The following is a 20,593-nucleotide window of genomic DNA, read 5'->3' on the forward strand; positions in this document are numbered from 1 at the left end:
TGCGAGCAGCTTTAGCAGTAGCGAGCCCCGGCTGAAGGGAATGTGAATAAGTCCCTGATTTCCTTCCCTTTAGGAACACTGCCCAGAATTGGCCGTTGGCGTGGAACAGCGTATGACGGTATCGTGGCGTAGCGGTTCTCGCGCGTGATGCGCGGCCGGGGGTGAGTTCGATGAATTTGGCATTGCTGATCGTGGGGATTTGCGCCGTGCTGGCGGGTCTCCTCGCGGTGATTTTCGGCATGACGATCAGGGAATTCAGCCTCGGTGGGACTCTCATAGTCTCCGGCACCATTGGCGTCTGCTCCGGAATGTTACTGGTCGGCCTGCATCTGGTGCTGCTCGAGCTCAGGGGCATCGCACGCCGGCTGGCCGGTGCGGTCGCGCCATCCGAGGTTCGGGTCAGGCCCGCGCTGCCGGGCCTCGCTGTGCCTGGCGTAGTCGCGCCCGAGCCGGTGCCCGCTGCGGCGGTGAGAGCCGAGCCGGCGCCGCCGCCACCGCCCGCAAGTCCGCCGCCGTGGCAGAGCGAAGCTGCAGCGCGCGAGCGGCCGCGTGCCGAGGCACCGCAGCAGGAGCCGGAAGCCCCGACACCGCCTCCCGCTCCGGAAGCGTCGCGCCGGCGCAACCTGCTGTTCGCCTCGACCTCGCGCAAGGAGCGCGAGCGCGCGGAGGCAAAATCCACTGAAACTCCCCCGCCGCCCGCGGAGCCCAGCGAGGCCCCGAACCTTTCGCCCCCTGCGAGCTTCGACGTCGCCTGGCCGAAGCCGGACCGTGCGCGCCCGCCGGAGCCGCCGGCCGCCCAACGCCGTCCGCCGCCGCCGCGCTCGCCGTCGACCTTGGCGGAGACCGCTCCTGAGCCGGCGCCCGAGCCGCCGCCGCTCGTGGAGCCCCCGCCGGTGACGGTGCTCAAGTCCGGCGTCGTCGATGGCATGGCCTATTCGCTCTATTCCGATGGCTCCATCGAGGCGCAGATGCCGGAGGGCATGATGCGCTTTGCCTCGATCGACGAGCTCCGTGCCCATCTCGACCAGCGCGGTTGAAGCGACCGCGCGCTCAAGTAGACGGGCGCCTTTCACCAGTAATCAGTGCCTCGCCGTCAGTCATCGTGTTTCAGCCGAATGTATTCTTGACAGGGAATACTTCGGTGTCGTCAATCCTGTAAGCCACAAGCGGACAAGGGAGGGCGCATGTCGGATGCGGGGGCGAAGAATTTCATCGAGCTGACCGCGAGCATCGTGTCGGCCTATCTCAGCAACAATCCGACGCCGGCGGCCGAGATTGCGAACCTGATCAGTCAGGTGCATGGCGCCTTGGTGCGGGTCTCGTCAGGCCGCACCGAGACTGCGCCGCTGGAGCCGGCCAAGCCCGCCGTCTCGCTCAAGAAGTCGATCGCGCCCGATTATCTCGTGTGCCTCGAAGACGGCAAGCGCTTCAAGTCGCTGAAGCGCCATTTGCGCACGCAGTACAACATGACGCCGGAGCAGTACCGCGAGAAGTGGGGCTTGCCGGCCGACTATCCCATGGTCGCCCCGAACTATGCGGTGGCGCGCTCGCAACTGGCCAAGCAGATGGGCCTCGGGCAGCAGCAGCGGAAGCGGAAGTAGTCGGGGTCTTGTAGGGTGGGCAAAGGCGCAAAGCGCCGTGCCCACGAGTTTTCATTATACACAGGAGGTGGGCACGCTCCGCTTTGCCCACCCTACGAGAGCATCTTACGACGCTTCCGCGAGCGCCTCTCTCGCATCGGTCTTGATGCGCTCGACCATCGAGCGCAGGCCATTGGAGCGCTGCGGCGTCAGATGATCGCGAAAGCCGAACTCGTTGAACACGGCGATCGCGTCGGTATTGAGGATCTCCCGCGGCGTGCGGCCCGAATACAGCGCGAGCACGATCGCGACCAGCCCGCGCACGATATGGGCGTCACTGTCGCCGCGATATTTCAGGACCGGCTCGCCATTGCTGCGATCGACCGTCTTCTGCAGCCAGACCTGGCTGACGCAGCCCTGCACCTTGTTCTCGGCCGAGTGTTCCGCCTCCGGCATCGGTTCCAGAGTGCGGCCGAGCTCGATGACGTACCGGTAGCGGTCGTCCCACTCGTCCAGAAGCTCGAAATTATCCCTGATGTCGTCGATCGTCGTCATATCGGCCCGCAGTTCCCGCTTACCGCCAATATAGAGACGCGAAGCCCTGAAATCGATAGGGCCTGGACGCTTAATTCGCCGGCCCCGGTCCGCGCCATTCGAGCGCAAGGTCGTCCTGGGTCAGGGTATCGCGCGGCGCCTCGCTCGCTGCAAGATCGCCTTCGCCGGCCAGCGCGATCGAGCCGGTATGGTCGGGCGCCTTCTTGCTGTCGGTCTTGCTGCCGTCGTTCCTGCCGCCGTCGTTCTTGTCGTTGGTGATCTGCTCTTTCTTGTCGTTGATGATCTGATAGAGCTTCTTCGCGCCGTCCTGGGCGCGCTGGCCGATGATGGTCGCGGCCTGGCCGCCGACCTCGCAGGCCGCCGGCTGGCGCTTGCAGAACTGGGTCACGTCGGAAACGGCCGCGGTCGCGGCCTGCACCGCATCGGCGGCGCCGATCTGCGGCAGCTTGTCCGATTCGGGCGTCTTGTCCCGCGGCAGGAGCACCAGCACCAGCCCGAGCCAGAATGTGATGCGGAGCAGAAAGCGCATCTTATCGACCTGTCCGTTAGACTCCGCCCGCGGCGATCTCCCGCGGATGTCGGACCTAGCGATCCTCGATAAATCGCAAGTGATTGCCTTGAGCTTAATTCGCGGAAAATTGACGTCAGATTCTTCGGGAGCGACGTTCCGGTAAATTTTCGATTGACGCCCGTACCCATGGTTCTGCCGGCCGCCCGCATCCACCAATTCGAAACCATGCGGAGCAGGGTGAAACCCTGCGTTCACCATTCGCAGCGAAGACGTCGCCAAATCGTCTAAAAAGCTCCGCGATAACGCGGTGTCCGGCCACACGCTGTGCCGCCTTAGCACTCGTTTAAGGTCGCTCTGACACGGTGGCTCAACGACAAGGAGGCGTTCCGGCGCGTCTTCCAAGAGACGATTGAGCCGAAGCGCAAGACCCGTGACAGTTTTGAGTATCATCCGCGATTGTCTCGATGCACTGCTGCATCCCTCCGCGCGCTACGATGCGCTGATGCGCGCGCGCCATCGCGCCTTCATGGCACCGCGGCTGCTCGGCAGCCTCGCCGCCTTCGCTGCATTTCCGGTCTATCTCGCCATGCGCGGCGCGCCGAGCGCGATCGAGGTCGCGGCCTTTGCCTGGCTGATCGCGCCGATCATGTTGTCCTGGTTCCTGTCGCGCACCGGCCGTTACGAGGGCGCGCACGTGCTGTCGTCGCTGGCGCTCGCCGGCCTGATCATGGCTGTCGCGATCACGACAGGCGGCATCGAATCCTTCGCCGCGGTCTGGCTGATCGTGGTTCCGCTCGAAGCTGCGCTGTCGGCCTCGCGCCGCGTCGCGGCGTTTGCCTCGCTGCTTGCGCTGTCCTGCGCCGGAATGCTGATTCTGGTCAGCCAGCTCGGCTGGCTGCCGGTGGTTGAGCCGAGTGCCGCCGAGCGCGGCGTGCTGATGGCTTTCGGGGTCACGTCTGCCACTCTTTATGCCGGCGGCCTCGCCTTCGGCGCGGAATCGCTCGCGCGCACCAGCGTCGCGCTGTTGTCGCGCGAGGAGGAGCGTTACCGCCTGCTGGCGCGCAACATGAGCGATGTCATCTCGCGGCATCAGCGCAACGGTGCGGTGCAATTCATCTCGCCGGCGGTGGAGGCCATGCTCGGAGCGCAGGTGGCGCAACTGCTCGGCCACGGCCTGTTCGACCGTGTCCATGTCGCCGATCGGCCGGCCTATCTCACGGCACTGTCCGACGCGGCGCGCGGCGAGGTGCGCAGCGTCGAGTTCAGGCTGCGGCGCGAGCCCGCCGCCGAGCGCGGCCAGGTCGATTTCATCTGGGTCGAGATGCGCTGCCGTCCGCTCGATCAGGACAGCGCGCGTGACGTCACGTGCGAAGCCGAAGTCGTCGCGGTGATGCGCGACGTCACCGACCGCAAGCTTTTCGAGCAGGCGCTGGACCAGGCGCGCAGCGCCGCCGAGGCGGCCGATGCCGCCAAGACGCGCTTCCTCGCCACCATGAGCCACGAGCTGCGCACGCCGCTCAACGCCATCATCGGCTTCTCCGAGATGATCGCGCAGGAGCAGGCCTTGATGCTGGGTGCTGCGCAGCGCAAGGAATACGCCCAGCTGATCAACGATTCCGGCCAGCACCTGCTGTCGGTCGTTAACGGCATCCTGGACATGTCGAAGATGGAATCGGGCAATTTCGAGATCGCGTCCGAGCCGTTCGCGCCGCGCGCTTCGCTATTGCATTGCTGCAATCTGCTGGCGCTGAAGGCGCGGGAGAACGGCATCGACCTGATCACCGACGCGCCGCAGGACCTGCCCGTCATGACGGGCGATCCCAGGGCCTTCAAGCAGATCGTGCTCAACCTCGTCGCCAACGCCATCAAGTTCACCGAGCGCGGCGGTCAGGTCTGCGTATCGGCCGCGGTGTCCGGCTCGCAGCTGACGCTGCGCATCAGCGACACCGGCGTCGGCATCGCGCCCGACGATCTCAAGCGCATCGGCGCGCCGTTCTTCCAGGCCGGCACGACCTATCAGCGCCGGCACGAGGGCACCGGCCTTGGACTTTCGATCGTGAAGAGTCTCGTGGCGTTGCATCTCGGCGAATTGACGGTACAAAGCAGGTTGGGCGAGGGCACGGCGGTCACCGTCAAGCTGCCGCTCGTCTACACGCCGCCGCAAGCCAAGCCGGCCGAGCGCAAGATTGCGACGCTGACGCCGGCGCTGCGCCAGGATCTTCAAGGTCAGGATATTCAAGACCAAGCTCACGATCAGTCTCAGGACCAACCCGCTCTGGTGAAGAAAAGTGCCTAAGAAGTCTGCCAAGGACGAAGCCGCTCCGCGCCGCCGTGGCGCCAAGGCTGCGGTTGTCGACGTCGAGACCGAGCGCAACCTCGTGATGCGCGTGCTGCTGCACAGCCCCAAGGACACGCTGGCCGGCCTCGTCGCCGTCGCCGCGATCGCCGCGATTGTTGCCAATGCGCTGTTCCTACAGACCGGCCGGCATCCCGCGCCGATGTTCGGCACGGTGATCAATCTTCCCGCGCCGTCGTCCGTGCCGCTGTCGAATCCCATGCCGCGTCCGCGCCCCGTCGGCGCCGATACCTCGCCGCTCGAGCCGCGCGCGACGGAGTTCCGCGTGGAGCCCAAGCCGGTCGAGCCCAAACCCGCCGAGCGTGCTGCCGAGAAGCCGCCCGAAAAGCCGGTCGAGGCGACCGCATCGACGCGCTCGAACGATCCGATGACCAATCTGGTCAAGGCGACCACCTCGACACCGCCCGCGGCCCTGCGTCCGCCGGCGCCGATCCCGGCGCAAAGCCCGGCCGCACGTCGCATTGCCGGCGTGCAGCGCGCGCTGTCCGAATACGGCTACGGCAATTTGAAGATCACGGGCAGCATGAGCGCCGAGACCCAGGCCGCAATCCAGAAGTTCGAGCGCGAGCACAAGATGCAGGTCACCGGCCAGGTCTCGGACCGGCTGCTGCGCGAGCTCGCCGCTGCGATCGGCCGCCCGGTCGAATAGCCGCACGTCGAGTGTCGTTGACGCAGGTCAATTGCCGGCGCCGGCACGATGGACCGGATCCGATACGATTGCGATTTGAGTGGGATCAATGACGGCCGGCGGCCGCAGGAACAAGATGGCTCATCTCATCAAGGAAGAGAGGTCGTCATGTTCAAGGTCTCGATTCTCGTCTGGATCATGCTCGGCACGACGCTGGCGGGCATCAGCCTCATCGTGGTGCTGATGGTCCCGAGCTTCGCCGCCGACGCCATCAGGAACATTCCCTATGCCGTGGCGGTAGGATTTGCACTCGCTATGCCGCTGTCATACTTCATCGCAACGCAGATTCGCGGTGGTCAGGACGGCACGCGCAAGGCGTGAGACGTAAAGCTGGCGTGAGGCCTCGCGCTGGCCTATCGTCGAATTCATGCGTTTGAAATCCAACATTTGGGTGGCGGCTTACTTGCGCCGGTGCCAGACCGAGGGCGTATTCGGCGCCGTGCGGCGTCGCGGTGCCGAGGAGGCGGGCGCGGTGTTCGTCAAGGTGTCGCTGCTCGACGGCCATGCCATGCTGTATGCGCCGGCGCCGCAGACCGTCTATGACGACGGCCGGCCGGTCGACCGCTTTTTCGTCCCTGTCGCGCCGCAGCCTCTGCCGGATCACACGATCGAGGAGCGGCTGATCAAGGAAATCCGCTTCGATCCGGATGCCTGGATCGTCGAGACCGAGGATCGCGCGGGCCGGCATTTTCTGGAATTGGCCAAGGCGTAGCCTCAACCGTCATTGCTCGCAATGACGGGGTTGGAGTTCGTTGCGTGCCTCACCGCTGCCGCTCGCTGAGGCGGCGTAAGCAAATCAGCGATCCGACGGATTAGTCCCCGTCCGCACCGCCGGGCTCGAGCCGGGCTGCACGCCCGGCCGCGTCTGGCTCGCGCCGGCGCGTGCGCGCTGGCGCTCCCCGTCATGCAGCGAGGACTGATACTTCGCGCGGGTGACCGCGAGCGTCGAGCCGCGCCAGGCCGCCAGCATCACCAGCGCCGATCGCTCGGCGAGACGGTCATAGAGCCGCGACAGGCGGTACACGGCGTTCACGGACGTTCCGATCTCCGGCTTGAAGAACAAGAGAATGCGCTGGAACACCGGGCTCGGCATGTCGAGCGCGCGTGCGGCAACGGCAAGCGCCTCGCCGCCGGCATCGTCGACGATCTGGGCTGCGACGCGCGAGGGCAGGATCAGGCTGTCGCCGAGCTCGAAGGTGAAGCTTTCGATATCGCCCGCGATCGCCGCCATCTCCAGGATCTGGATCGCGCGCTTGGCGCGCACGGTCGGAATACGGGGGGCGGCTTTCAGCGGGGTCTGCGCCAGATTATGCAGGATCAGCGCGCGCTCGGAGGCGCCGGCGCGGAAGAACATGTCGTGGATCTCGGCCGCCTCTTTCGGCTGCATCGCCAAGTTGGCGGCCATGCGTTGCTCGGCCTCGGTCGGCACGCGCGCCGGAGCAGACGCGCGCGGCGGGGCGGGGATCTCCCGGGCCAGTGGAACCCTGCGGCCTTCCTGGGTGGCGACCAGGCCGAGCTTCTGCAGGATCGGGACGGGCGTCTGCGGATAGACCGCGAGGCGGGCCTTGACGGCCGCGCGCGTCGCATCGTCGACTTGGTCGATCAGCCGCGTGGCGAGCTCGACGAATTGCCGCTGCTCGTCGTCGCTGTGGGTGCTCGTCTGGACATAGAGGTCGGTCAGCACGCGCAGCAGCGTCGGACGGACATCGACACCTTCGCGACGGGACAGGGTCATCAGCCCGTCGAATCCGGGAAACAGCGACTTGGTCATGGAGGCGTACGCAACTCGGGAAAGATACTTGGGGGCGAGCCTAGCGCAGCTTCGTTTAAAGCCTCGTTAAGGAAAACGAGGCGTGAAGCCGGCCCTGCAATTTGAGGCGTTGTCGTGCCGCAACGGGACGGCGCGGCGCGGTCCGTGCGGCTACGGTTGAAGCGGCCCGTTTACACCCCGTTAACCATGAGCTGATCTTAATGAATGCATGTTGCTGGGGCGCGTTCGGTCGCGCGGCAATTGAAGAGAGCTGACATGGGGACCATCATCGAATTTCCGGCCGGTCGCCGGGTGGGCTCGTCCGGGGATGTCGCTCCGCGCGCGGACATGGGAACGGTTCTGATCCTTCCCGTGATTCGAATCGAGCGCGAGGCGGACGAAACCAGCGGCGATCGCGGGCCGGAGCAGGGCACAGCGCCGGGGCGCCGTCGTCGCCGCCGCTGACATCCGGCTTCATGCAATGCCGGACGTCATCCACCAGATCCGGCCTGTCCTATCGGCCGTCCTGCTCGCGCTGCTGGGCGCCTTGCTCGCGGCGTGTAGCGGCGGCGACTTCGGCCGCACCCGCGAGAGCATGCGCAGCGACGACATGCATCGCTGGCTCGGTGCGGAGGTCACCTCCAGCGTCGGCCTGAGACCATCGCAATTCCAGCTCACCGACGAAGAGCGCCAGCTTCGCGATCTCGCCTATCCCATGATCGAGCCGCCGCTGTCGCGCCCCGCATGGAAGAGCGTGTTCGGCGACTACAAGGCGCTGCCCTCGCCGTGGCGGCAGAAGGTCGTGTTCGACCGCACCATGTACGGGCGCACCCTGATCGACGAGCCGCACCGCTCGCATTCCTCGCGCTATGCGCAGCTGATCGAGGACGTGCGCAACGACATCACCCGCTTCGAGCCGTTCTTCGCATCCGCGATCCGCGTCATCGATCTCGACAGGAAGCGCGATGCCAGCATGGCGCGGGTCTCCGCGCTGTCCCCGAGGGAGAGGGACGACGCGGTCGCGCGCATGCAGGAGAACTCGCTGATCATCCAGTGGGTGCAGCAATGCCTGGAGCAGCGCATCTCGTCCTATCGCTGGGCGCTGGAGCGCCTGGTGATCCAGGCCCCCGACGGCATGGCCGCCGATGCCGATCGCCTGATCGGCGAGCTCGCCGCCCAGACCGCCAATCCGCCGGTCCAGGGGCAACCGCCCTATGGTCGCGCGGTGGTCTCGAAGGGCTAAGCACGGGTCCTCAGCCCTTTGAGCGCGGCCGCCCCGCGGCCGATCGGCCCGATTCCCCGGGCCGCCTGACCGGTTCCACGGGAGTGCGCCGCCTGCCGCCGCCCACCTGGTTGAGGTTCTCCGGGAACCGCATTGATGGCCCTTGTCCTTCCGCGCCGGCCGGATAGGATCGCATCGTTTCTTCGAATTCATTTTATCCAAAGGTCCTTCGAGATGAGCTTAAACGCCGCGCATCCGCGCAAGAGCCGTCTGGACATTTCCTCGGGCCGCCTGTTGGCAGTTGCCATTCTGCTCGGATCGACTGGCTCCGCGGCCGCGCTGACCAAGGAAGCAGCGCTCGAGAATTGCCGGATGAGGGTCGGCAAGCCGATCGTGCAGGCCTGCATGCGCGCCGGCGGCGGACCTGCCGGAGGCGCAAATCTCGAAGCCTGCCGGGCAAAAGCAACGCCGCAGGTCAGGGCCTGTGTCATGGCGGCGCTCAATGCCGCTAATGGCCGCGCCAATGTCGCCGTCGAGCTTCCCAAGGAAACGGCGCCCAAGCTCGAGGCAGGCACGGCACTGCCGAAGGATTTCGTCGCCCCGCCGCGCAGCATCTCCGACATCACGGCGATCCTCGACGGCGACAAGCCCAACGAGAAGATGATCGCGGAATTGAAGTCGGAGGCCGACTCCGTGCCCACGGGCAAGGAGTCCCGCCAGGACCTCGCGCAGCTCTATTTCGATCGCGCCAATGCCCGCGCGCAGCTCGGCCGGCTCGCCGAAGCGATGGCTGACGCCGACAAGGCCGTGGAGGTCGGGCGCGGCGCCGTCGGCCCGAATTTGCTGGGGCGCATGTTGCAGCTCCAGTCCCTGCAACACTCGCTCGCGGGCGATCCGAAGCGCGCGCTCGAGATCATGCAAAGACTTTTGCGCGAATCGGCCAGCATGCCCGGCGCCAAGGGATTTCAGTTCGTGACGAACCGTGGGATCGCGGTCGTTCTCATCCAGATGGGCGACCTCGCACAGGCCGAAGCCTATCTCCGCCGCACCCAGACTGCGATCCAGGAGGCCCGCACCAGCGGCCATCCCAATTGGCGTGCGGCCTATGCGAAGTTCGGCCAGAGCTGGGAAGGCGAGCTGGAGCTCACTCGCGCCGCGATCTTCGAGGCACGCGGACAGTTCGCCGATGCCGAGGCCGCCTATCGCACCGCCGAGCTGCGCAAGCGCGCAAGCACGAAGGCCATCATGGCGTCGGACAGTGCGCCGGCCGAGACCCTTCTGCTGCAGGCGATCGATGGCACCGTGTTGAGCCAGGCGCGCATGAAGGCGAAGCAGGGCAAGCTGGCCGAGGCCGAGGTGGATGCGCGCCGCGCGCTGCTGTCGCGCCTGAAGGATACCGGCAAGTACAATCCGGTCACGCCGCGCTTCGTCATGGGGATGGCGGGCATTTTGGTCGACCAGGGCCGCTACGAGGAGGCCGAGAAGCTCGGCCGTGTCGCCCTCGACATCAACAAGACGGTGGGTGTGCCCGAGGATTCGCAGGCGACGGTGCAGTTGCTGTCGCAGCTTGCGGGCATCCTGACGCTTCGTCGCCAGAACGCCGAAGCGGGCGAGATGTTTGCGCGGATAGAAAAGGCCGTCGCCGGCTGGGACCCGCAGCGCCGCCAGGTCTTCGAGCTCAATCCCTCGCGCATCCTGTCGCTCTACGATTCCGGGCAGCTGGACGCCGGCATTGCCGCCGCGGAGCAGCTCGTGAAGAGGCAGATCGCCCGGGTGGGGGAGAATCATTTCGACGCCGCCTCGGCGCGCGGCACGCTGGCGGTCGGATTGATGCGCGCCCGCCGCGATGCCGACGCAATCCGCGAGTTTAGGGCCGCCATTCCGGTGATGATGGCGAGCGCCAACGATAACGCCGACGACGAGAACACGACCGTGGTGGCCGCGCGCAGCCAGCGGCTGCAGACCATCGTCGAGAGCTATCTGCTGCTGCTCGGCAGGGTGGAAGGAGGCGGCACCAATGTCGGCGAAGAGACGTTCAGCCTGGCCGATGCCGTCCGCGGCCGCTCGGTGCAGCAGGCGCTGGCTGCCTCGAGTGCGCGTGCGGCGGCAAAGGATCCCGCGCTCGCCGAGCTCGTGCGGAAAGAGCAGGATCTGAGCAAGCAGGTCAACGCCCAGCTCGGTACGCTTAACAACGTGCTCGCGCTTCCCGCAGCGGAACGCGACGAGAAAGGCGTGCAGCAGATACAGGGCTCGATCGCAGCGTTGCGCGGCCAGCGCGACAAGGCGCGCCAGGAGATCAAGCAGAAATTCCCGATCTATGCCGATCTCGTCTCGCCAAGGCCGCCGAGCGTCGCCGAGATCCGCGCGACGCTGACCGAGGGCGAGGCCATGCTGTCGTTCTATTTCGGCCAGAACGGCAGCTTCGTCTGGGCCGTGCCGAAGTCGGGGCCGGTGGCATTCGCCACCGTCCAGGCCAGGATCGGCGACATCGAGAGCAAGATCCGCAAGCTGCGCGAGGCGCTCGAGCCCCAGGCGGCGATGATCTCGGACATTCCACCGTTCGATCTCAAGCTCGGCCATGAGTTGTACGAGCTGCTGCTCAAGCCGGTCGAGAGCGGCTGGAAGCCGGCCAAGAACCTGATCGTTGTCACCAACGGTGCGCTGGGCCTGCTGCCGCTCGCCTTGTTGCCGACGGCACCGGCGGAGGTGGCCGCCGACGAAGACCCGCTCTTCGTCGGTTATCGCAACGTGCCGTGGCTGGCGCGAACCCATGCCGTGTCGACGGTGCCGTCGGCGGCGGCGCTGCGCACGCTGCGGCAGTTGCCGCCCGGCAAGCCCGGCCGCGGCGACCTCGTCGCGTTCGGCGATCCCTATTTCAACAGCGATCAGCACGCCGAGGCGGAAGGCACGGGTGAGAAGATTCAGCTGGCCGATGCCGGCGGCAACATCACGCGCGGCGGGCCGCTGAAGCGGCGCAACAGTCCCAAGCTCGACGGCGTCGATAGCGCCGAACTCGGTCTGTTGCCCCGTTTGCCCGACACCGCGGACGAGTTGAAGTCGATCGCGCTGGCCTTGCAGGCGGATCCCTCGAAGGTGCTGTTCCTCGGCAAGAGCGCGACCGAGAGCGCGGTGAAGACGATGAACCTCTCCGGCTTCAGGATCCTGGCCTTTGCGACCCACGGTCTAGTCCCGGGCGAACTCAACGGGCTGACGCAACCGGCGCTCGCTCTGTCGTCGCCGGTGGTGACGGGCGAGGGCGGCGACGGACTGCTGACGATGGAAGAGATTCTCGGTCTCAAGCTCGATGCGGACTGGGTCGTGCTGTCTGCCTGCAATACCGGCGCCGGCGCAGGCGCGGGGGCCGAGGCGGCCTCCGGGCTGGGCCGTGCGTTCTTCTACGCAGGCACGCGCGCCCTGCTGGTGACGAACTGGTCGGTGCACTCCCAGTCGGCGCGGCAATTGGTGACGAACCTGTTCAAGCGACAGGCCGACGATCCCAAGCTGTCGCGCAGCGAAGCGCTGCGCCAGGCGACGATGGCTCTTGTCGATGGTCCCGGCTATCTCAACAGCGAGGGCAAGACCGAGTTTGCCTATGCGCATCCGCTGTTCTGGGCGCCTTACACGATCATCGGCGATGGCGGCTTGCGTTGACGAATGGGAAAGGGGGCAAGGAAAATGAAGCGGAATGCTCTACTGGCTCTGGTGGTTGCAGGTCTGTTGGCCGCGGGATCCTCGCTCGCCGCGCCATTGATCACGGAAGAGGAGGCCAAGCTGCCGCCTCCCAAAGGCGCGGTCGCCGTCGATCAGCGCGGCATCATGCGCGGCCCGAAAATCGAGTTCGTCTCGCCGGGCGCTCCCGCGAATTCTCCTCTGCGGCTGGTGTTGAAATTCCAGTCCTATGGCGGGGCCAAGATCGATCCGGAATCGGTCAAGGTGATCTTCCTCCGAACGCCGAACGTCGACCTGACGCCTCGGGTCAAGCCCTTCGTGCAGCCAGATGGCATCAACATGCAGGATGCGGAGTTGCCGCCGGGCGAGTACACGATGCGTGTCGACATCAAGGACAGCGATGGCCGGCCGGGCACGACCGTCTTCACCCTGAAGGTTGCGCCCAAGTGAGCTCGCAGGTGAACTCGCAAGTGGCGTGCCTCTACTGCCGGTCGGAAAATGCCAAGGGTGCGCTGGTCTGCGCCTCGTGCGGGCGCGACATCGCCGTTCCCGCCACGTTGCTTGCCGAGCGCGACGATCTCTTGCGCAAGCGCGAGGATCTGCGCGATGAACTGAAGCGGGCCAGAGGCGAGATCGAAGCCATTATGAGGCGAGGGAAGTCGCGCTAGCGATGGAATGTCCGTTCTGCGCCGAGACGATCAAGGACGAAGCCATCGCGTGCAAGCATTGTTCGCGCGACTTGCGCGTCGTGCGACCGACGCTCCTCGAGATCGACGAGATCGTTGCCGAGCTGGACAAGCTCAGGCGGGATCTCGATCGCGTCAACGTCCGTCTGGAGCGCTACAAGAATCCATTGCGCTATTACGGAACGCATGCGGTGCTTTATGTGGTCATTCCAGCCCTGCTGCTGGTGATCGCGCATGTGCTCGTGACCATCACCTTCAACGTGTCCCCCATCCCGCTCCGGATTGCATCGATCGCCATACCGCTGCTGTTCGGCTTCGTGGCCTATCCGTTGCACCGGGTGTCCGCCCTGACGGCGTTCGTGCTGGCGTTCCTGGCAGCGGCCGTCAGCGTCCTATCGATGCTGACGGTTACGGGGATCCATGACCATGTTCCGATCCTTCCGACGATCTGGATCGAATGGCGTGAAGTGTTCGAATATGGCGCGAGCATCCTGCTCGCCTTCGTCTCCGGCAACATTCTCAGCGTCGTGATCTTCCAGATCCTGCCGCGTGTGCTGACGCAGGGAGGCAAGCCGAACGCGTTCGCCTTCAGGGTGGCGCGGCTGCTCGGGCAGCATGTCGGCGAGGAACAGCTGCGCCGTCGTGCCCGCTTGATACAGGACCTCATGCAGACCGCGGGGCCGCTCGCCGGCGTTGCCGCGACCGGCGTCGGCTCGATCTATGCGGGATTGAAGGGCTTGCTGGGCTAGCTCGACTGCATCTGTCTCACGGCGCGCCTTCAGGCCTAGCGCGCTTCCACCACTTCGCCGTCCTCTTTCACGAACCGGCCAACCGGATTGTCCAGGAGATCGACCACGGCTTCCGACGGCCGGCACAAGCGCGTGCCCTTTGGCGTCACCACGATCGGCCGGTTGATGAGGATAGGGTGGGCGATCATGACATCGAGGAGCTGCTCATCGCTCCATTTGGGGTCGTCCAGGCCGAGCTCCTTGTAAGGCGTTCCCTTCTCGCGCAGCAGCGCGCGGACCGGAATGCCCATGCTCGCGATCAGTTCCTTGAGCTTGTCCCGCGAGGGTGGAGTCTTCAGATATTCGATGACATCAGGCTCGACGCCGCTCTGCCGGATCATCGCCAGCGTGTTGCGCGAGGTGCCACAGGCGGGATTGTGATAGATCGTGACGGTCATCGAACTGTCTCCGTGATTGCGACGGAGGCGGACGCGCGTGAGCGGCCGAGCAACCAGTTCATCAGCAGCATGCCCGCGAAGGCGCCGCAGAGTTCCGCGAGGATGAATCCGGGCAGGTCAGCGGGGCGAATGCCGGCGAACGTGTTCGTCAGCGACCTTGCGATGGCCACCGCAGGGTTGGCAAACGACGTGGAAGCCGTGAACCAATAGGCGGCCGTGATGTAAAGGCCGACCAGCCAGGGGATGGCCGTCCGCTGAAACCGGATGCCGGCCAGGATCGTCGCGACCAGCCCGAACGCAGCGACCGCTTCGGCGAACCATTGCGGCCCTCCGGTTCGGACCTTGGTCGAGAGGTCGAGCAGCGGCAGGCCGAACATCAGATGCGCCGCCAGCGTTCCCGCGATGCCGCCAGCGATCTGCGCGATCACGTAAAGCGCGGCCTCGTTGACCGGCAGCTCGCGCTTGCCGGTGAAGACGAGCGTCACTGCGGGATTGAGATGTGCGCCGGAGATCGGACCGAGCACCGTGATCAGGACAACCAGGATGGCCCCGGTCGGCAAGGTGTTGCAGAGCAGCGCAAGGGCGACGTCCTTGGTCAGCGTTTCCGCCATGATGCCGGAGCCGACCACGGTGGCGACGAGAATACCCGTGCCGAGCGCTTCAGCCGCGAGGCGCCGCGGGAGATCGAAACTGTCCATCAGCCGGCTCGCTCCTTTCGTTTTGGCGAGCAGCACGATTGCAAGGTCTCGACGACGGGCTCGCAAACCTCCGGCCGTCCGCCGCAGCAATCGCGCAGCAGGAAGAGCGCGACGTCGCGGAATTCGCCGAGATTGGCGCGGTAGACGATCGAGCGACTGTGCCGCTCGGAGGACACGAGGCGGGCGCGGCTCAGAATCGACAGATGCGCCGACAGCGTGTTTTGCGGGACTTCCAACAGGCGGGCGAGATCGCCGGCCGCAAGACCGTCAGGCTCGTGCCTGACCAGCGTCCGGAACGCCTCCAGACGGGTCGGTTGAGACAGCGCGGCGAGCGCCAGGACGGCTTGCTCTGTTTCCATATATCCAGATTTATGGAATTATTGCGGGAAAGTCAATCTGGAAACCTCCGGTCCATGGAGTGAGCGGTAATTTCCAATATTCTAGAAATATGGTTTGACGATTGATGCGCACGGGCGCATCATGTCGCGCATGAAGATCGACGACGCAGCAGCACGCCTGGAAGCCCTGGGGAATCGGACCCGCCTGCAGATTTATCGCGCGCTGGTCCGGGCCGGGCACGAGGGCATGCCGGTCGGCCGCTTGCAGGACAAGCTGAAGATCCCGGCCTCGACGTTGTCGCACCACATCAAGACGCTGGTCTCGGTCGGATTGGTCAGTCAGATCAGGGAATCGACCACCCTGATCTGCCGCGCCAATTTCGACGCCATGCGCGGGCTGGTCGATTTCCTGGCCGCCGAGTGCTGTGCGGAAGAAGCGGGATGCAAGGCTGCGCAGACCGCAGCCTGACTCATTTGATCAGTTATTCCATAATTCTAGAAGGATGGAGAGTTCGGAATGGACAAGACGGTAGCCATCATCGGGGCGGGGCCGGTCGGCCTCGCGGCCGCCGCTCATGTGCTCGAACGCGGCATGTCCCCTGTCGTGCTCGAAGCCGGACCCGAGGCCGGGCATGCGGTACGGCAATGGCAGCACGTCCAGCTCTTCTCGCCGTGGGAATACAACGTCGACAAGGCCGCGGCGCGCCTGCTTGCGCCGACGGGATGGAATTCGCCGGATCCAAGCTCCTATCCGACCGGCGGCGAACTGATCGAGCGCTATCTCGCGCCGCTGGCAACGCGAACGCCGCTGCGCGAGACGATCCGGACCTCGAGCCGCGTCACGGCGATCAGCCGCGCCGGCTTCGACAAGGCGAAGACGAAGGGGCGGGACCAGGCGCCGTTCGAAATCCGCTATCAGAACGGCAAAGGCGATGAGGCGCTGCACGCCGATGCCGTCATCGACGTCTCCGGCACGTGGTTCTCGCCCAATCCCGCCGGCAGAAACGGTCTGCCGGCGCTCGGCGAACGCGAGTGCGCCGGCCGCATCGCCTATGGCATGCCGGCGGTGCGAGGCTCCGCTCGCAGCAGATACGCCGGCAAGTCCGTCGCCGTGCTCGGTGCCGGCCATTCCGCGCTGGGCACGCTGATCGATCTCGCGCGGCTCGCCGAGGAGGCGCCCGGCACCAGGCCCGTTTGGCTGCTGCGCGGCGACGATCCGGCAAAGGCCTTTGGCGGCGGCCGCAACGACAAGCTTGCCGCGCGCGGCGAGCTGGGGTCAGCCTTCGCCGCGCTGGTGACTGCCGGAAAGATCGCGGTCGAGACCGGCTTCGCTGTCACTCACATTTCGGAGATCGAAGGCCGCCTCAGGATTTCGGCAGGCGCCGGCTCGGCCGCGCGGAATGTGATTGCGGATGAGCTGGTGGTGTCGACCGGCTTCCGGCCCGATCTCTCGTTTCTGTCCGAGCTGCGGCTGCGGCTCGATCCGGCGATCGAGGCGCCCCTCGCGCTCGCGCCGCTCATCGACCCCAACGAGCATAGCTGCGGAACGGTGCGGCCTCACGGCGCGCGCGAGCTGGCGCATGATGAGCCGGGCTTTTATCTCGCCGGCATGAAATCCTACGGACGTGCGCCGACCTTCCTGATGATGACGGGATACGAGCAGGTCCGATCGATCGCCGCCGACATCGCCGGCGACAAGAAGGCCGCGGCACGGGTCGAGCTCGTGCTGCCGGAGACCGGCGTCTGCACCCGCGGCAGCGTGGCGTCCGCCGCCGCGGCGGGATGCTGCGGCGGTCCGGCCAAGGCCGAACCTTCGGCCTGCTGTGCCGCCGATGAATCCGTCAAGAAGGCGGGCGGTGCGGGGTGCGGCTGCTCATGAGTCGAGGCACTGCAGGCCCGCTCACCGTCGTCATCGCCCTCGGCACCGCGCAGACCATCGCGTGGGCGTCGAGCTACTATCTTCCTGCCATCCTGGCAGCGCCGATCGCGGGCGATCTCGGTCTTGCGCCGACTTACGTGTTCGGCGCGCTATCGGGAGCGCTCGTCATCTCCGGCCTGCTTGGTCCGCGCGTTGGGCACGCCATCGATACGTTCGGTGGGCGCGGCCTGCTTGCCATCTCGAACCTCGTTTTCGCGGCGGGCTTGCTGCTGCTGTCCGTGGCCTATGGCGTAGCGGTGCTGATCGCAGCCTGGATCCTGCTCGGCATCGGCATGGGCATGGGCCTCTATGAGGCCGCGTTCGCGACGCTTGCGCGCATTTACGGCGCCAATGCGCGACGAACGATCACCGGCATCACCCTGATCGCCGGTTTCGCCAGCACACTCGGCTGGCCTCTCACGACATGGCTCGCCACGGAGTACGGCTGGCGCGCGGCCTGCCAGCTTTGGGCGGTGATCCACATCGGCCTTGCCTTGCCGCTCAACCTTGCGCTGCCCCGTGCCGCTCCGTTGCATCAGGAGGCTGGACCGAGCACGGGCGCAAGCCAGCAATCCGGCGGACAGAGCGAAACCTTCGCAATGATATTGCTGGCGTACATGTTTGCGGCCGCAAGTTTTGTCAGCTCCGGAGTCTCGGCCATCCTGCCAACCATGCTGGTTGCGTTCGGCGCCACGCCGGCACAGGCGTTGCTGGCGGGAGCACTGGTCGGACCGGCACAGGTCGGCGCCCGCCTTCTGGAAGCAGGATGGCTTGGCCGGTTTCATCCGCTGCTGTCGGCGCGGCTCGCCATGCTCATGAATCCGATCGGGGTGCTTGCGCTGGTCGCGGGCGGCCCTTTGCTCGCACCGCTCTTCACGGTGCTGTATGGCGCGGGCAACGGCATCATCACCATTGCCCGTGGTACGCTGCCGTTGGCGCTGTTTGGGCCGGTCGGGTTCGGCAGACGGGTCGGGATGATTTCGCTGCCTTCCAGGGCAACGGGCGCCTTCGCGCCGCTTGCGCTGGGACTGATGGTGGAGCATCTCGGCAGCAGCGCGCTCTGGATCGGCGCGCTGGCCTCGGTCTCTGCATTCTTCGCGCTTCTGCTGCTCCGTGGGGATCACACGACATGAGTCGCTGTCCGATGGGAGGGGAACATTCGTAGCTTGCGCGGCTGGCCGCTGATTGCGGTGATGTGTATCGGCCAGCTCGGCAATCTGCTGCCGCACGTGACGTTGTCCGCGAATTTGGCCCAGCATCTGATGCCGGTGTGGGGATTGTCCGCCGCCGAAGGCGGGATGATGGCGAGCGGCTACGCGTTTGGCTACATGCTGGCGGTGCCCGTGCTGACGACACTGACCGATCGCATCGACGCACGGCTCGTGCTCCTCGGCGGCTCTGTCGTCAGCGGACTTGCGACCGTCGCGTTTGGCATCTTCGCGCAAGGCTTCTGGTCGGGGACCATCATCTGGTCGCTCGCCGGCCTTGGTTTTGCCGGTGCCTACATGCCGGGCTCAAGGCACTGACGGACCGGCTGCCCGCCGGCGACACCTCGCGGGCGGTCACGCTCTACACGTCGAGCTTCTCGGTGGGCGTCGGCCTGTCGTTCCTGATCGCCCAAGTCCTCGCCGACGGCTGGGGATGGCGGACCGCGTTCTACGTGACCGGCATCGGTCCCATCGCGATGGTGGTCGCGTGTCTCTTGATCGAGAGCCGCAGTCCCGCTCCAAGATCAGGACGCCTTTTGAACTTTGCGCCCGTCTTGGCCAACCGCAAGGCGCTCGGTTACATCTTCGGCTACGGCGCGCACTGCTTCGAGCTCTACGGCATTCGCACCTGGCTGGTCGGGTTCTGGACCTACGTCGTCGCGCATCAGGGTGCGCCCTCATGGCTGAGCCCGGTCCTGATGAGCTTCTGCTTTGCAGTGATCTCCATGCCGGCCAGCATCCTCGGCAACGAGGCCGCACTGAAATTCGGGCGACATCGGGCGATCACGGTGGTGATGATCGCCTCGGCTTGCGTTGCCCTCGTCATCGGCCTGAATGCGACGGCTCCAGCATGGGTGCTGGCGCTGCTGCTGATGATCTATGGCCTGACAGTGCCAGCGGATTCCGGTGCATTGACAGCCGGGATGTCGGCCGCGGCTGTCTCGGAGCATCGCGGGGCGACTCTCGCCCTGCATTCGACCGTCGGGTTCGGCCTATCGGCGATCGGAGCCTGGGGAACCGGGGTTGCCCTCGATGCCGCTGGCGGCCCCCAGAGTGCAGAGGGCTGGTTGCTGGCCTTCATCGTGCTCGCGGCCGGGATCGCGCTCGGCCCGCTCGCCTTGCTATGGTCGCGGACGGCGCGGTCCGGCGAGCTGGTATCGAAGTCGCAATAGGCGAGGCAGGATGCGGGCGGTCGGCCTGACAGGCCTCGGAGCCTCGGTCACGAATGCTTGACTTTGATCAAAGAATGCATTCGGCCGCAGACTATGGTACTCAGGCAACGTTGCGGTTCCCAAAGGTATCCAAAAGGTTAAAAGCACGTTTCATGCGGATCGTTCGGACCATCCTGGCATTCGCCATCGCCATCTCCCTGGCGATGCTGCCGGCTGGCGCGTCCGCTTCCGGCGTCGCGATGTCGTCGGGTGACATGAAGGCGGCCATGCAGGTCGGCGGCGACGACGATATGTCGGTGCACGATTGTTGTCCCGACATGAAGGGAACGGGCTCCGACACCGGCTACCAATGCGGGATGGGCTTCTGCTGTGTCGGCGGCACCGTCGCACTGGCGGACATTCGTCCCCTGGCGTTCGAATTCCTTGCCGTCGCGGCAGCGGAAACCGCTATTCCTGCCGATCAGGTCGTCGACTCGCGCGGCGGCAGTCCTCCCTTCCGGCCTCCTCGAATCTGATCTCTCAAGACGCGCGCGGGCACGCCCCGCGCGGCGATGACTGATGTGCGCATTCAAGCGTCGCGGTCGAGATCAATTCATGAGGACAGGACAATGCTTTCCAAGTTCAGCACTGCGGCTGTTGCCGCCACCCTTTCGCTCGCCGCTTCAGTCGCTCTGGCGGGTGCCGGCGATTACGCCTTCGAGCCGGTCAATCCCGAGATGAAGAAGGGCGACGACGTCACGCTCGCCGTTCGCTTGACCAACAAGCAGACCGGCAAGCCGGTGCCCGACGCCGTCATCTTCAAGACGCGCGTCGACATGGCTCCGGACGGCATGGCCGAGATGGAATCGGCGGTCGAGCCACTGCCCTCCAAGGAGCCGGGCGTCTACGCCTTCAGGACGGACCTGCCGATGGCCGGCCGCTATCAGGTCACGCTCTCGGCGAAGGTGCAGGGCGAGCCTGAGACGGTCACCGGCAAGGTCATCGTCAAGGCGATCAAGTGAGCTTTCGGGCGCCGTCGGACGGTGCCCGAACTTCTCTTTCCCATTCACATGGACG

Annotated in this window: 23 protein-coding genes and 1 pseudogene; 18 read left to right on the forward strand and 6 right to left on the reverse strand. The window is 65.8% G+C overall.

Features of this window, described 5'->3' with window-relative positions:
• Window positions 1-170: 170 nt before the first annotated feature.
• Both N2605_RS10975 and N2605_RS10980 read left to right on the forward strand, forming a co-directional pair.
• Window positions 171-1,037, forward strand: coding sequence for a DUF308 domain-containing protein (locus tag N2605_RS10975; RefSeq protein WP_225149872.1), 867 nt, complete (start codon window positions 171-173; stop codon window positions 1,035-1,037).
• 147 nt (window positions 1,038-1,184) lie between these two features.
• Window positions 1,185-1,601, forward strand: a complete 417-nt coding sequence (locus N2605_RS10980; RefSeq protein ID WP_260346556.1) for a Ros/MucR family transcriptional regulator — start codon at window positions 1,185-1,187, stop codon at window positions 1,599-1,601.
• Window positions 1,602-1,706: 105 nt separating this feature from the next.
• Here N2605_RS10980 and N2605_RS10985 read toward each other — a convergent pair whose 3' ends face one another.
• On the reverse strand, window positions 1,707-2,135 hold the full coding sequence (locus N2605_RS10985) for a SufE family protein (protein WP_057027182.1): 429 nt from the start codon (window positions 2,133-2,135) through the stop codon (window positions 1,707-1,709).
• A 70-nt stretch (window positions 2,136-2,205) separates the two neighbouring features.
• Window positions 2,206-2,664 carry a DUF5330 domain-containing protein gene (locus tag N2605_RS10990; protein WP_036042942.1) on the reverse strand — a complete coding sequence of 153 codons (459 nt, stop codon included), beginning with the start codon at window positions 2,662-2,664 and terminating at the stop codon, window positions 2,206-2,208.
• Window positions 2,665-3,076: 412 nt separating this feature from the next.
• Between N2605_RS10990 and N2605_RS10995 the strand changes: the two genes are divergently transcribed.
• From N2605_RS10995 to N2605_RS11010, 4 genes are all read left to right on the forward strand, one after another.
• Window positions 3,077-4,942 (forward strand): sensor histidine kinase, encoded by a 1,866-nt coding sequence (locus N2605_RS10995; RefSeq protein ID WP_260346557.1) that lies wholly within the window; start codon window positions 3,077-3,079, stop codon window positions 4,940-4,942.
• Entirely contained in the window at window positions 4,935-5,651 is a 717-nt protein-coding gene (locus tag N2605_RS11000) for a peptidoglycan-binding domain-containing protein (protein ID WP_128262624.1), read from the forward strand. Before N2605_RS10995 ends, N2605_RS11000 begins: the two co-directional genes overlap by 8 nt.
• A gap of 147 nt (window positions 5,652-5,798) precedes the next feature.
• Entirely contained in the window at window positions 5,799-6,011 is a 213-nt protein-coding gene (locus tag N2605_RS11005; RefSeq protein WP_024339804.1) for a hypothetical protein, read from the forward strand.
• Window positions 6,012-6,057: 46 nt separating this feature from the next.
• Window positions 6,058-6,402 carry a DUF1491 family protein gene (locus N2605_RS11010; protein ID WP_225144051.1) on the forward strand — a complete coding sequence of 115 codons (345 nt, stop codon included), beginning with the start codon at window positions 6,058-6,060 and terminating at the stop codon, window positions 6,400-6,402.
• 84 nt (window positions 6,403-6,486) lie between these two features.
• Here N2605_RS11010 and N2605_RS11015 read toward each other — a convergent pair whose 3' ends face one another.
• Window positions 6,487-7,461, reverse strand: a complete 975-nt coding sequence (locus N2605_RS11015) for a DUF2336 domain-containing protein (RefSeq protein WP_036005905.1) — start codon at window positions 7,459-7,461, stop codon at window positions 6,487-6,489.
• A gap of 255 nt (window positions 7,462-7,716) precedes the next feature.
• Between N2605_RS11015 and N2605_RS11020 the strand changes: the two genes are divergently transcribed.
• The 6 genes from N2605_RS11020 (at window position 7,717) to N2605_RS11045 (ending at window position 13,766) form a co-directional block, all read left to right on the forward strand.
• Complete coding sequence (locus N2605_RS11020) at window positions 7,717-7,905, forward strand: hypothetical protein (protein ID WP_036005903.1); 189 nt, start codon at window positions 7,717-7,719, stop codon at window positions 7,903-7,905.
• Window positions 7,906-7,921: 16 nt separating this feature from the next.
• Entirely contained in the window at window positions 7,922-8,683 is a 762-nt protein-coding gene (locus N2605_RS11025) for a hypothetical protein (protein WP_260346558.1), read from the forward strand.
• A 213-nt stretch (window positions 8,684-8,896) separates the two neighbouring features.
• Window positions 8,897-12,313 carry a CHAT domain-containing protein gene (locus N2605_RS11030; RefSeq protein ID WP_260346559.1) on the forward strand — a complete coding sequence of 1,139 codons (3,417 nt, stop codon included), beginning with the start codon at window positions 8,897-8,899 and terminating at the stop codon, window positions 12,311-12,313.
• 24 nt (window positions 12,314-12,337) lie between these two features.
• Entirely contained in the window at window positions 12,338-12,781 is a 444-nt protein-coding gene (locus tag N2605_RS11035) for a hypothetical protein (protein WP_225111717.1), read from the forward strand.
• An 8-nt stretch (window positions 12,782-12,789) separates the two neighbouring features.
• The gene (locus N2605_RS11040) at window positions 12,790-12,999 is read left to right on the forward strand and encodes a hypothetical protein (protein WP_260346560.1); all 210 of its coding nucleotides are present in this window, start codon (window positions 12,790-12,792) and stop codon (window positions 12,997-12,999) included.
• Window positions 13,000-13,001: 2 nt separating this feature from the next.
• Window positions 13,002-13,766, forward strand: coding sequence for a hypothetical protein (locus N2605_RS11045; RefSeq protein ID WP_260346561.1), 765 nt, complete (start codon window positions 13,002-13,004; stop codon window positions 13,764-13,766).
• Between the two features lie 35 nt (window positions 13,767-13,801).
• Here the strand turns inward: N2605_RS11045 and arsC are convergent, their stop codons facing one another.
• Genes arsC through N2605_RS11060 form a run of 3 tightly spaced genes read right to left on the reverse strand, consistent with a single transcriptional unit; the run spans window position 13,802 to window position 15,260 of the window.
• Window positions 13,802-14,203, reverse strand: coding sequence for an arsenate reductase (glutaredoxin) (arsC, locus tag N2605_RS11050; RefSeq protein WP_036005892.1), 402 nt, complete (start codon window positions 14,201-14,203; stop codon window positions 13,802-13,804).
• Entirely contained in the window at window positions 14,200-14,901 is a 702-nt protein-coding gene (locus N2605_RS11055) for an aquaporin (RefSeq protein ID WP_260346562.1), read from the reverse strand. The genes arsC and N2605_RS11055 overlap by 4 nt, the downstream gene beginning before the upstream one ends.
• Window positions 14,901-15,260, reverse strand: coding sequence for an ArsR/SmtB family transcription factor (locus tag N2605_RS11060; protein WP_036005887.1), 360 nt, complete (start codon window positions 15,258-15,260; stop codon window positions 14,901-14,903). Before N2605_RS11060 ends, N2605_RS11055 begins: the two co-directional genes overlap by 1 nt.
• 130 nt (window positions 15,261-15,390) lie before the next feature.
• On the opposite strand from N2605_RS11060, the gene N2605_RS11065 reads away from it, so the two are divergent.
• The 6 genes and pseudogenes from N2605_RS11065 to N2605_RS11090 all read left to right on the forward strand — a co-directional run bounded on the left by N2605_RS11065 (window position 15,391) and on the right by N2605_RS11090 (window position 20,538).
• The gene (locus N2605_RS11065) at window positions 15,391-15,708 is read left to right on the forward strand and encodes an ArsR/SmtB family transcription factor (RefSeq protein WP_260347437.1); all 318 of its coding nucleotides are present in this window, start codon (window positions 15,391-15,393) and stop codon (window positions 15,706-15,708) included.
• A 48-nt stretch (window positions 15,709-15,756) separates the two neighbouring features.
• Complete coding sequence (locus N2605_RS11070) at window positions 15,757-17,118, forward strand: NAD(P)-binding domain-containing protein (RefSeq protein ID WP_225171823.1); 1,362 nt, start codon at window positions 15,757-15,759, stop codon at window positions 17,116-17,118.
• On the forward strand, window positions 17,115-18,290 hold the full coding sequence (locus tag N2605_RS11075; protein WP_425248854.1) for an MFS transporter: 1,176 nt from the start codon (window positions 17,115-17,117) through the stop codon (window positions 18,288-18,290). The genes N2605_RS11070 and N2605_RS11075 overlap by 4 nt, the downstream gene beginning before the upstream one ends.
• Before the next feature lie 60 nt (window positions 18,291-18,350).
• Window positions 18,351-19,537 (forward strand): annotated as a pseudogene (locus N2605_RS11080) (MFS transporter).
• A gap of 53 nt (window positions 19,538-19,590) precedes the next feature.
• Window positions 19,591-20,052: a hypothetical protein gene (locus N2605_RS11085; RefSeq protein WP_306469147.1), complete on the forward strand. Its 462-nt coding sequence runs from the start codon at window positions 19,591-19,593 to the stop codon at window positions 20,050-20,052.
• A 93-nt stretch (window positions 20,053-20,145) separates the two neighbouring features.
• Entirely contained in the window at window positions 20,146-20,538 is a 393-nt protein-coding gene (locus N2605_RS11090) for a FixH family protein (protein WP_225171824.1), read from the forward strand.
• Window positions 20,539-20,593: the final 55 nt, after the last annotated feature.

The organism is Bradyrhizobium yuanmingense (assembly GCF_025200905.1).
GTDB classification, from domain to species: Bacteria; Pseudomonadota; Alphaproteobacteria; order Rhizobiales; family Xanthobacteraceae; genus Bradyrhizobium; species Bradyrhizobium yuanmingense.

Bases quoted from the DNA above. Each gene is read 5' to 3' on its own strand.
- N2605_RS10975 (WP_225149872.1), top strand. From the start codon at position 171: ATGAATTTGGCATTGCTGATCGTGGGGATTTGCGCCGTGCTGGCGGGT.
- N2605_RS10980 (WP_260346556.1), top strand. From the start codon at position 1,185: ATGTCGGATGCGGGGGCGAAGAATTTCATCGAGCTGACCGCGAGCATC.
- N2605_RS10985 (WP_057027182.1), bottom strand. From the start codon at position 2,135: ATGACGACGATCGACGACATCAGGGATAATTTCGAGCTTCTGGACGAG.
- N2605_RS10990 (WP_036042942.1), bottom strand. From the start codon at position 2,664: ATGCGCTTTCTGCTCCGCATCACATTCTGGCTCGGGCTGGTGCTGGTG.
- N2605_RS11005 (WP_024339804.1), top strand. From the start codon at position 5,799: ATGTTCAAGGTCTCGATTCTCGTCTGGATCATGCTCGGCACGACGCTG.
- N2605_RS11010 (WP_225144051.1), top strand. From the start codon at position 6,058: ATGCGTTTGAAATCCAACATTTGGGTGGCGGCTTACTTGCGCCGGTGC.
- N2605_RS11015 (WP_036005905.1), bottom strand. From the start codon at position 7,461: ATGACCAAGTCGCTGTTTCCCGGATTCGACGGGCTGATGACCCTGTCC.
- N2605_RS11020 (WP_036005903.1), top strand. From the start codon at position 7,717: ATGGGGACCATCATCGAATTTCCGGCCGGTCGCCGGGTGGGCTCGTCC.
- N2605_RS11025 (WP_260346558.1), top strand. From the start codon at position 7,922: ATGCCGGACGTCATCCACCAGATCCGGCCTGTCCTATCGGCCGTCCTG.
- N2605_RS11030 (WP_260346559.1), top strand. From the start codon at position 8,897: ATGAGCTTAAACGCCGCGCATCCGCGCAAGAGCCGTCTGGACATTTCC.
- N2605_RS11035 (WP_225111717.1), top strand. From the start codon at position 12,338: ATGAAGCGGAATGCTCTACTGGCTCTGGTGGTTGCAGGTCTGTTGGCC.
- N2605_RS11045 (WP_260346561.1), top strand. From the start codon at position 13,002: ATGGAATGTCCGTTCTGCGCCGAGACGATCAAGGACGAAGCCATCGCG.
- arsC (WP_036005892.1), bottom strand. From the start codon at position 14,203: ATGACCGTCACGATCTATCACAATCCCGCCTGTGGCACCTCGCGCAAC.
- N2605_RS11055 (WP_260346562.1), bottom strand. From the start codon at position 14,901: ATGGACAGTTTCGATCTCCCGCGGCGCCTCGCGGCTGAAGCGCTCGGC.
- N2605_RS11060 (WP_036005887.1), bottom strand. From the start codon at position 15,260: ATGGAAACAGAGCAAGCCGTCCTGGCGCTCGCCGCGCTGTCTCAACCG.
- N2605_RS11065 (WP_260347437.1), top strand. From the start codon at position 15,391: ATGAAGATCGACGACGCAGCAGCACGCCTGGAAGCCCTGGGGAATCGG.
- N2605_RS11070 (WP_225171823.1), top strand. From the start codon at position 15,757: ATGGACAAGACGGTAGCCATCATCGGGGCGGGGCCGGTCGGCCTCGCG.
- N2605_RS11075 (WP_425248854.1), top strand. From the start codon at position 17,115: ATGAGTCGAGGCACTGCAGGCCCGCTCACCGTCGTCATCGCCCTCGGC.
- N2605_RS11085 (WP_306469147.1), top strand. From the start codon at position 19,591: ATGCTTGACTTTGATCAAAGAATGCATTCGGCCGCAGACTATGGTACT.
- N2605_RS11090 (WP_225171824.1), top strand. From the start codon at position 20,146: ATGCTTTCCAAGTTCAGCACTGCGGCTGTTGCCGCCACCCTTTCGCTC.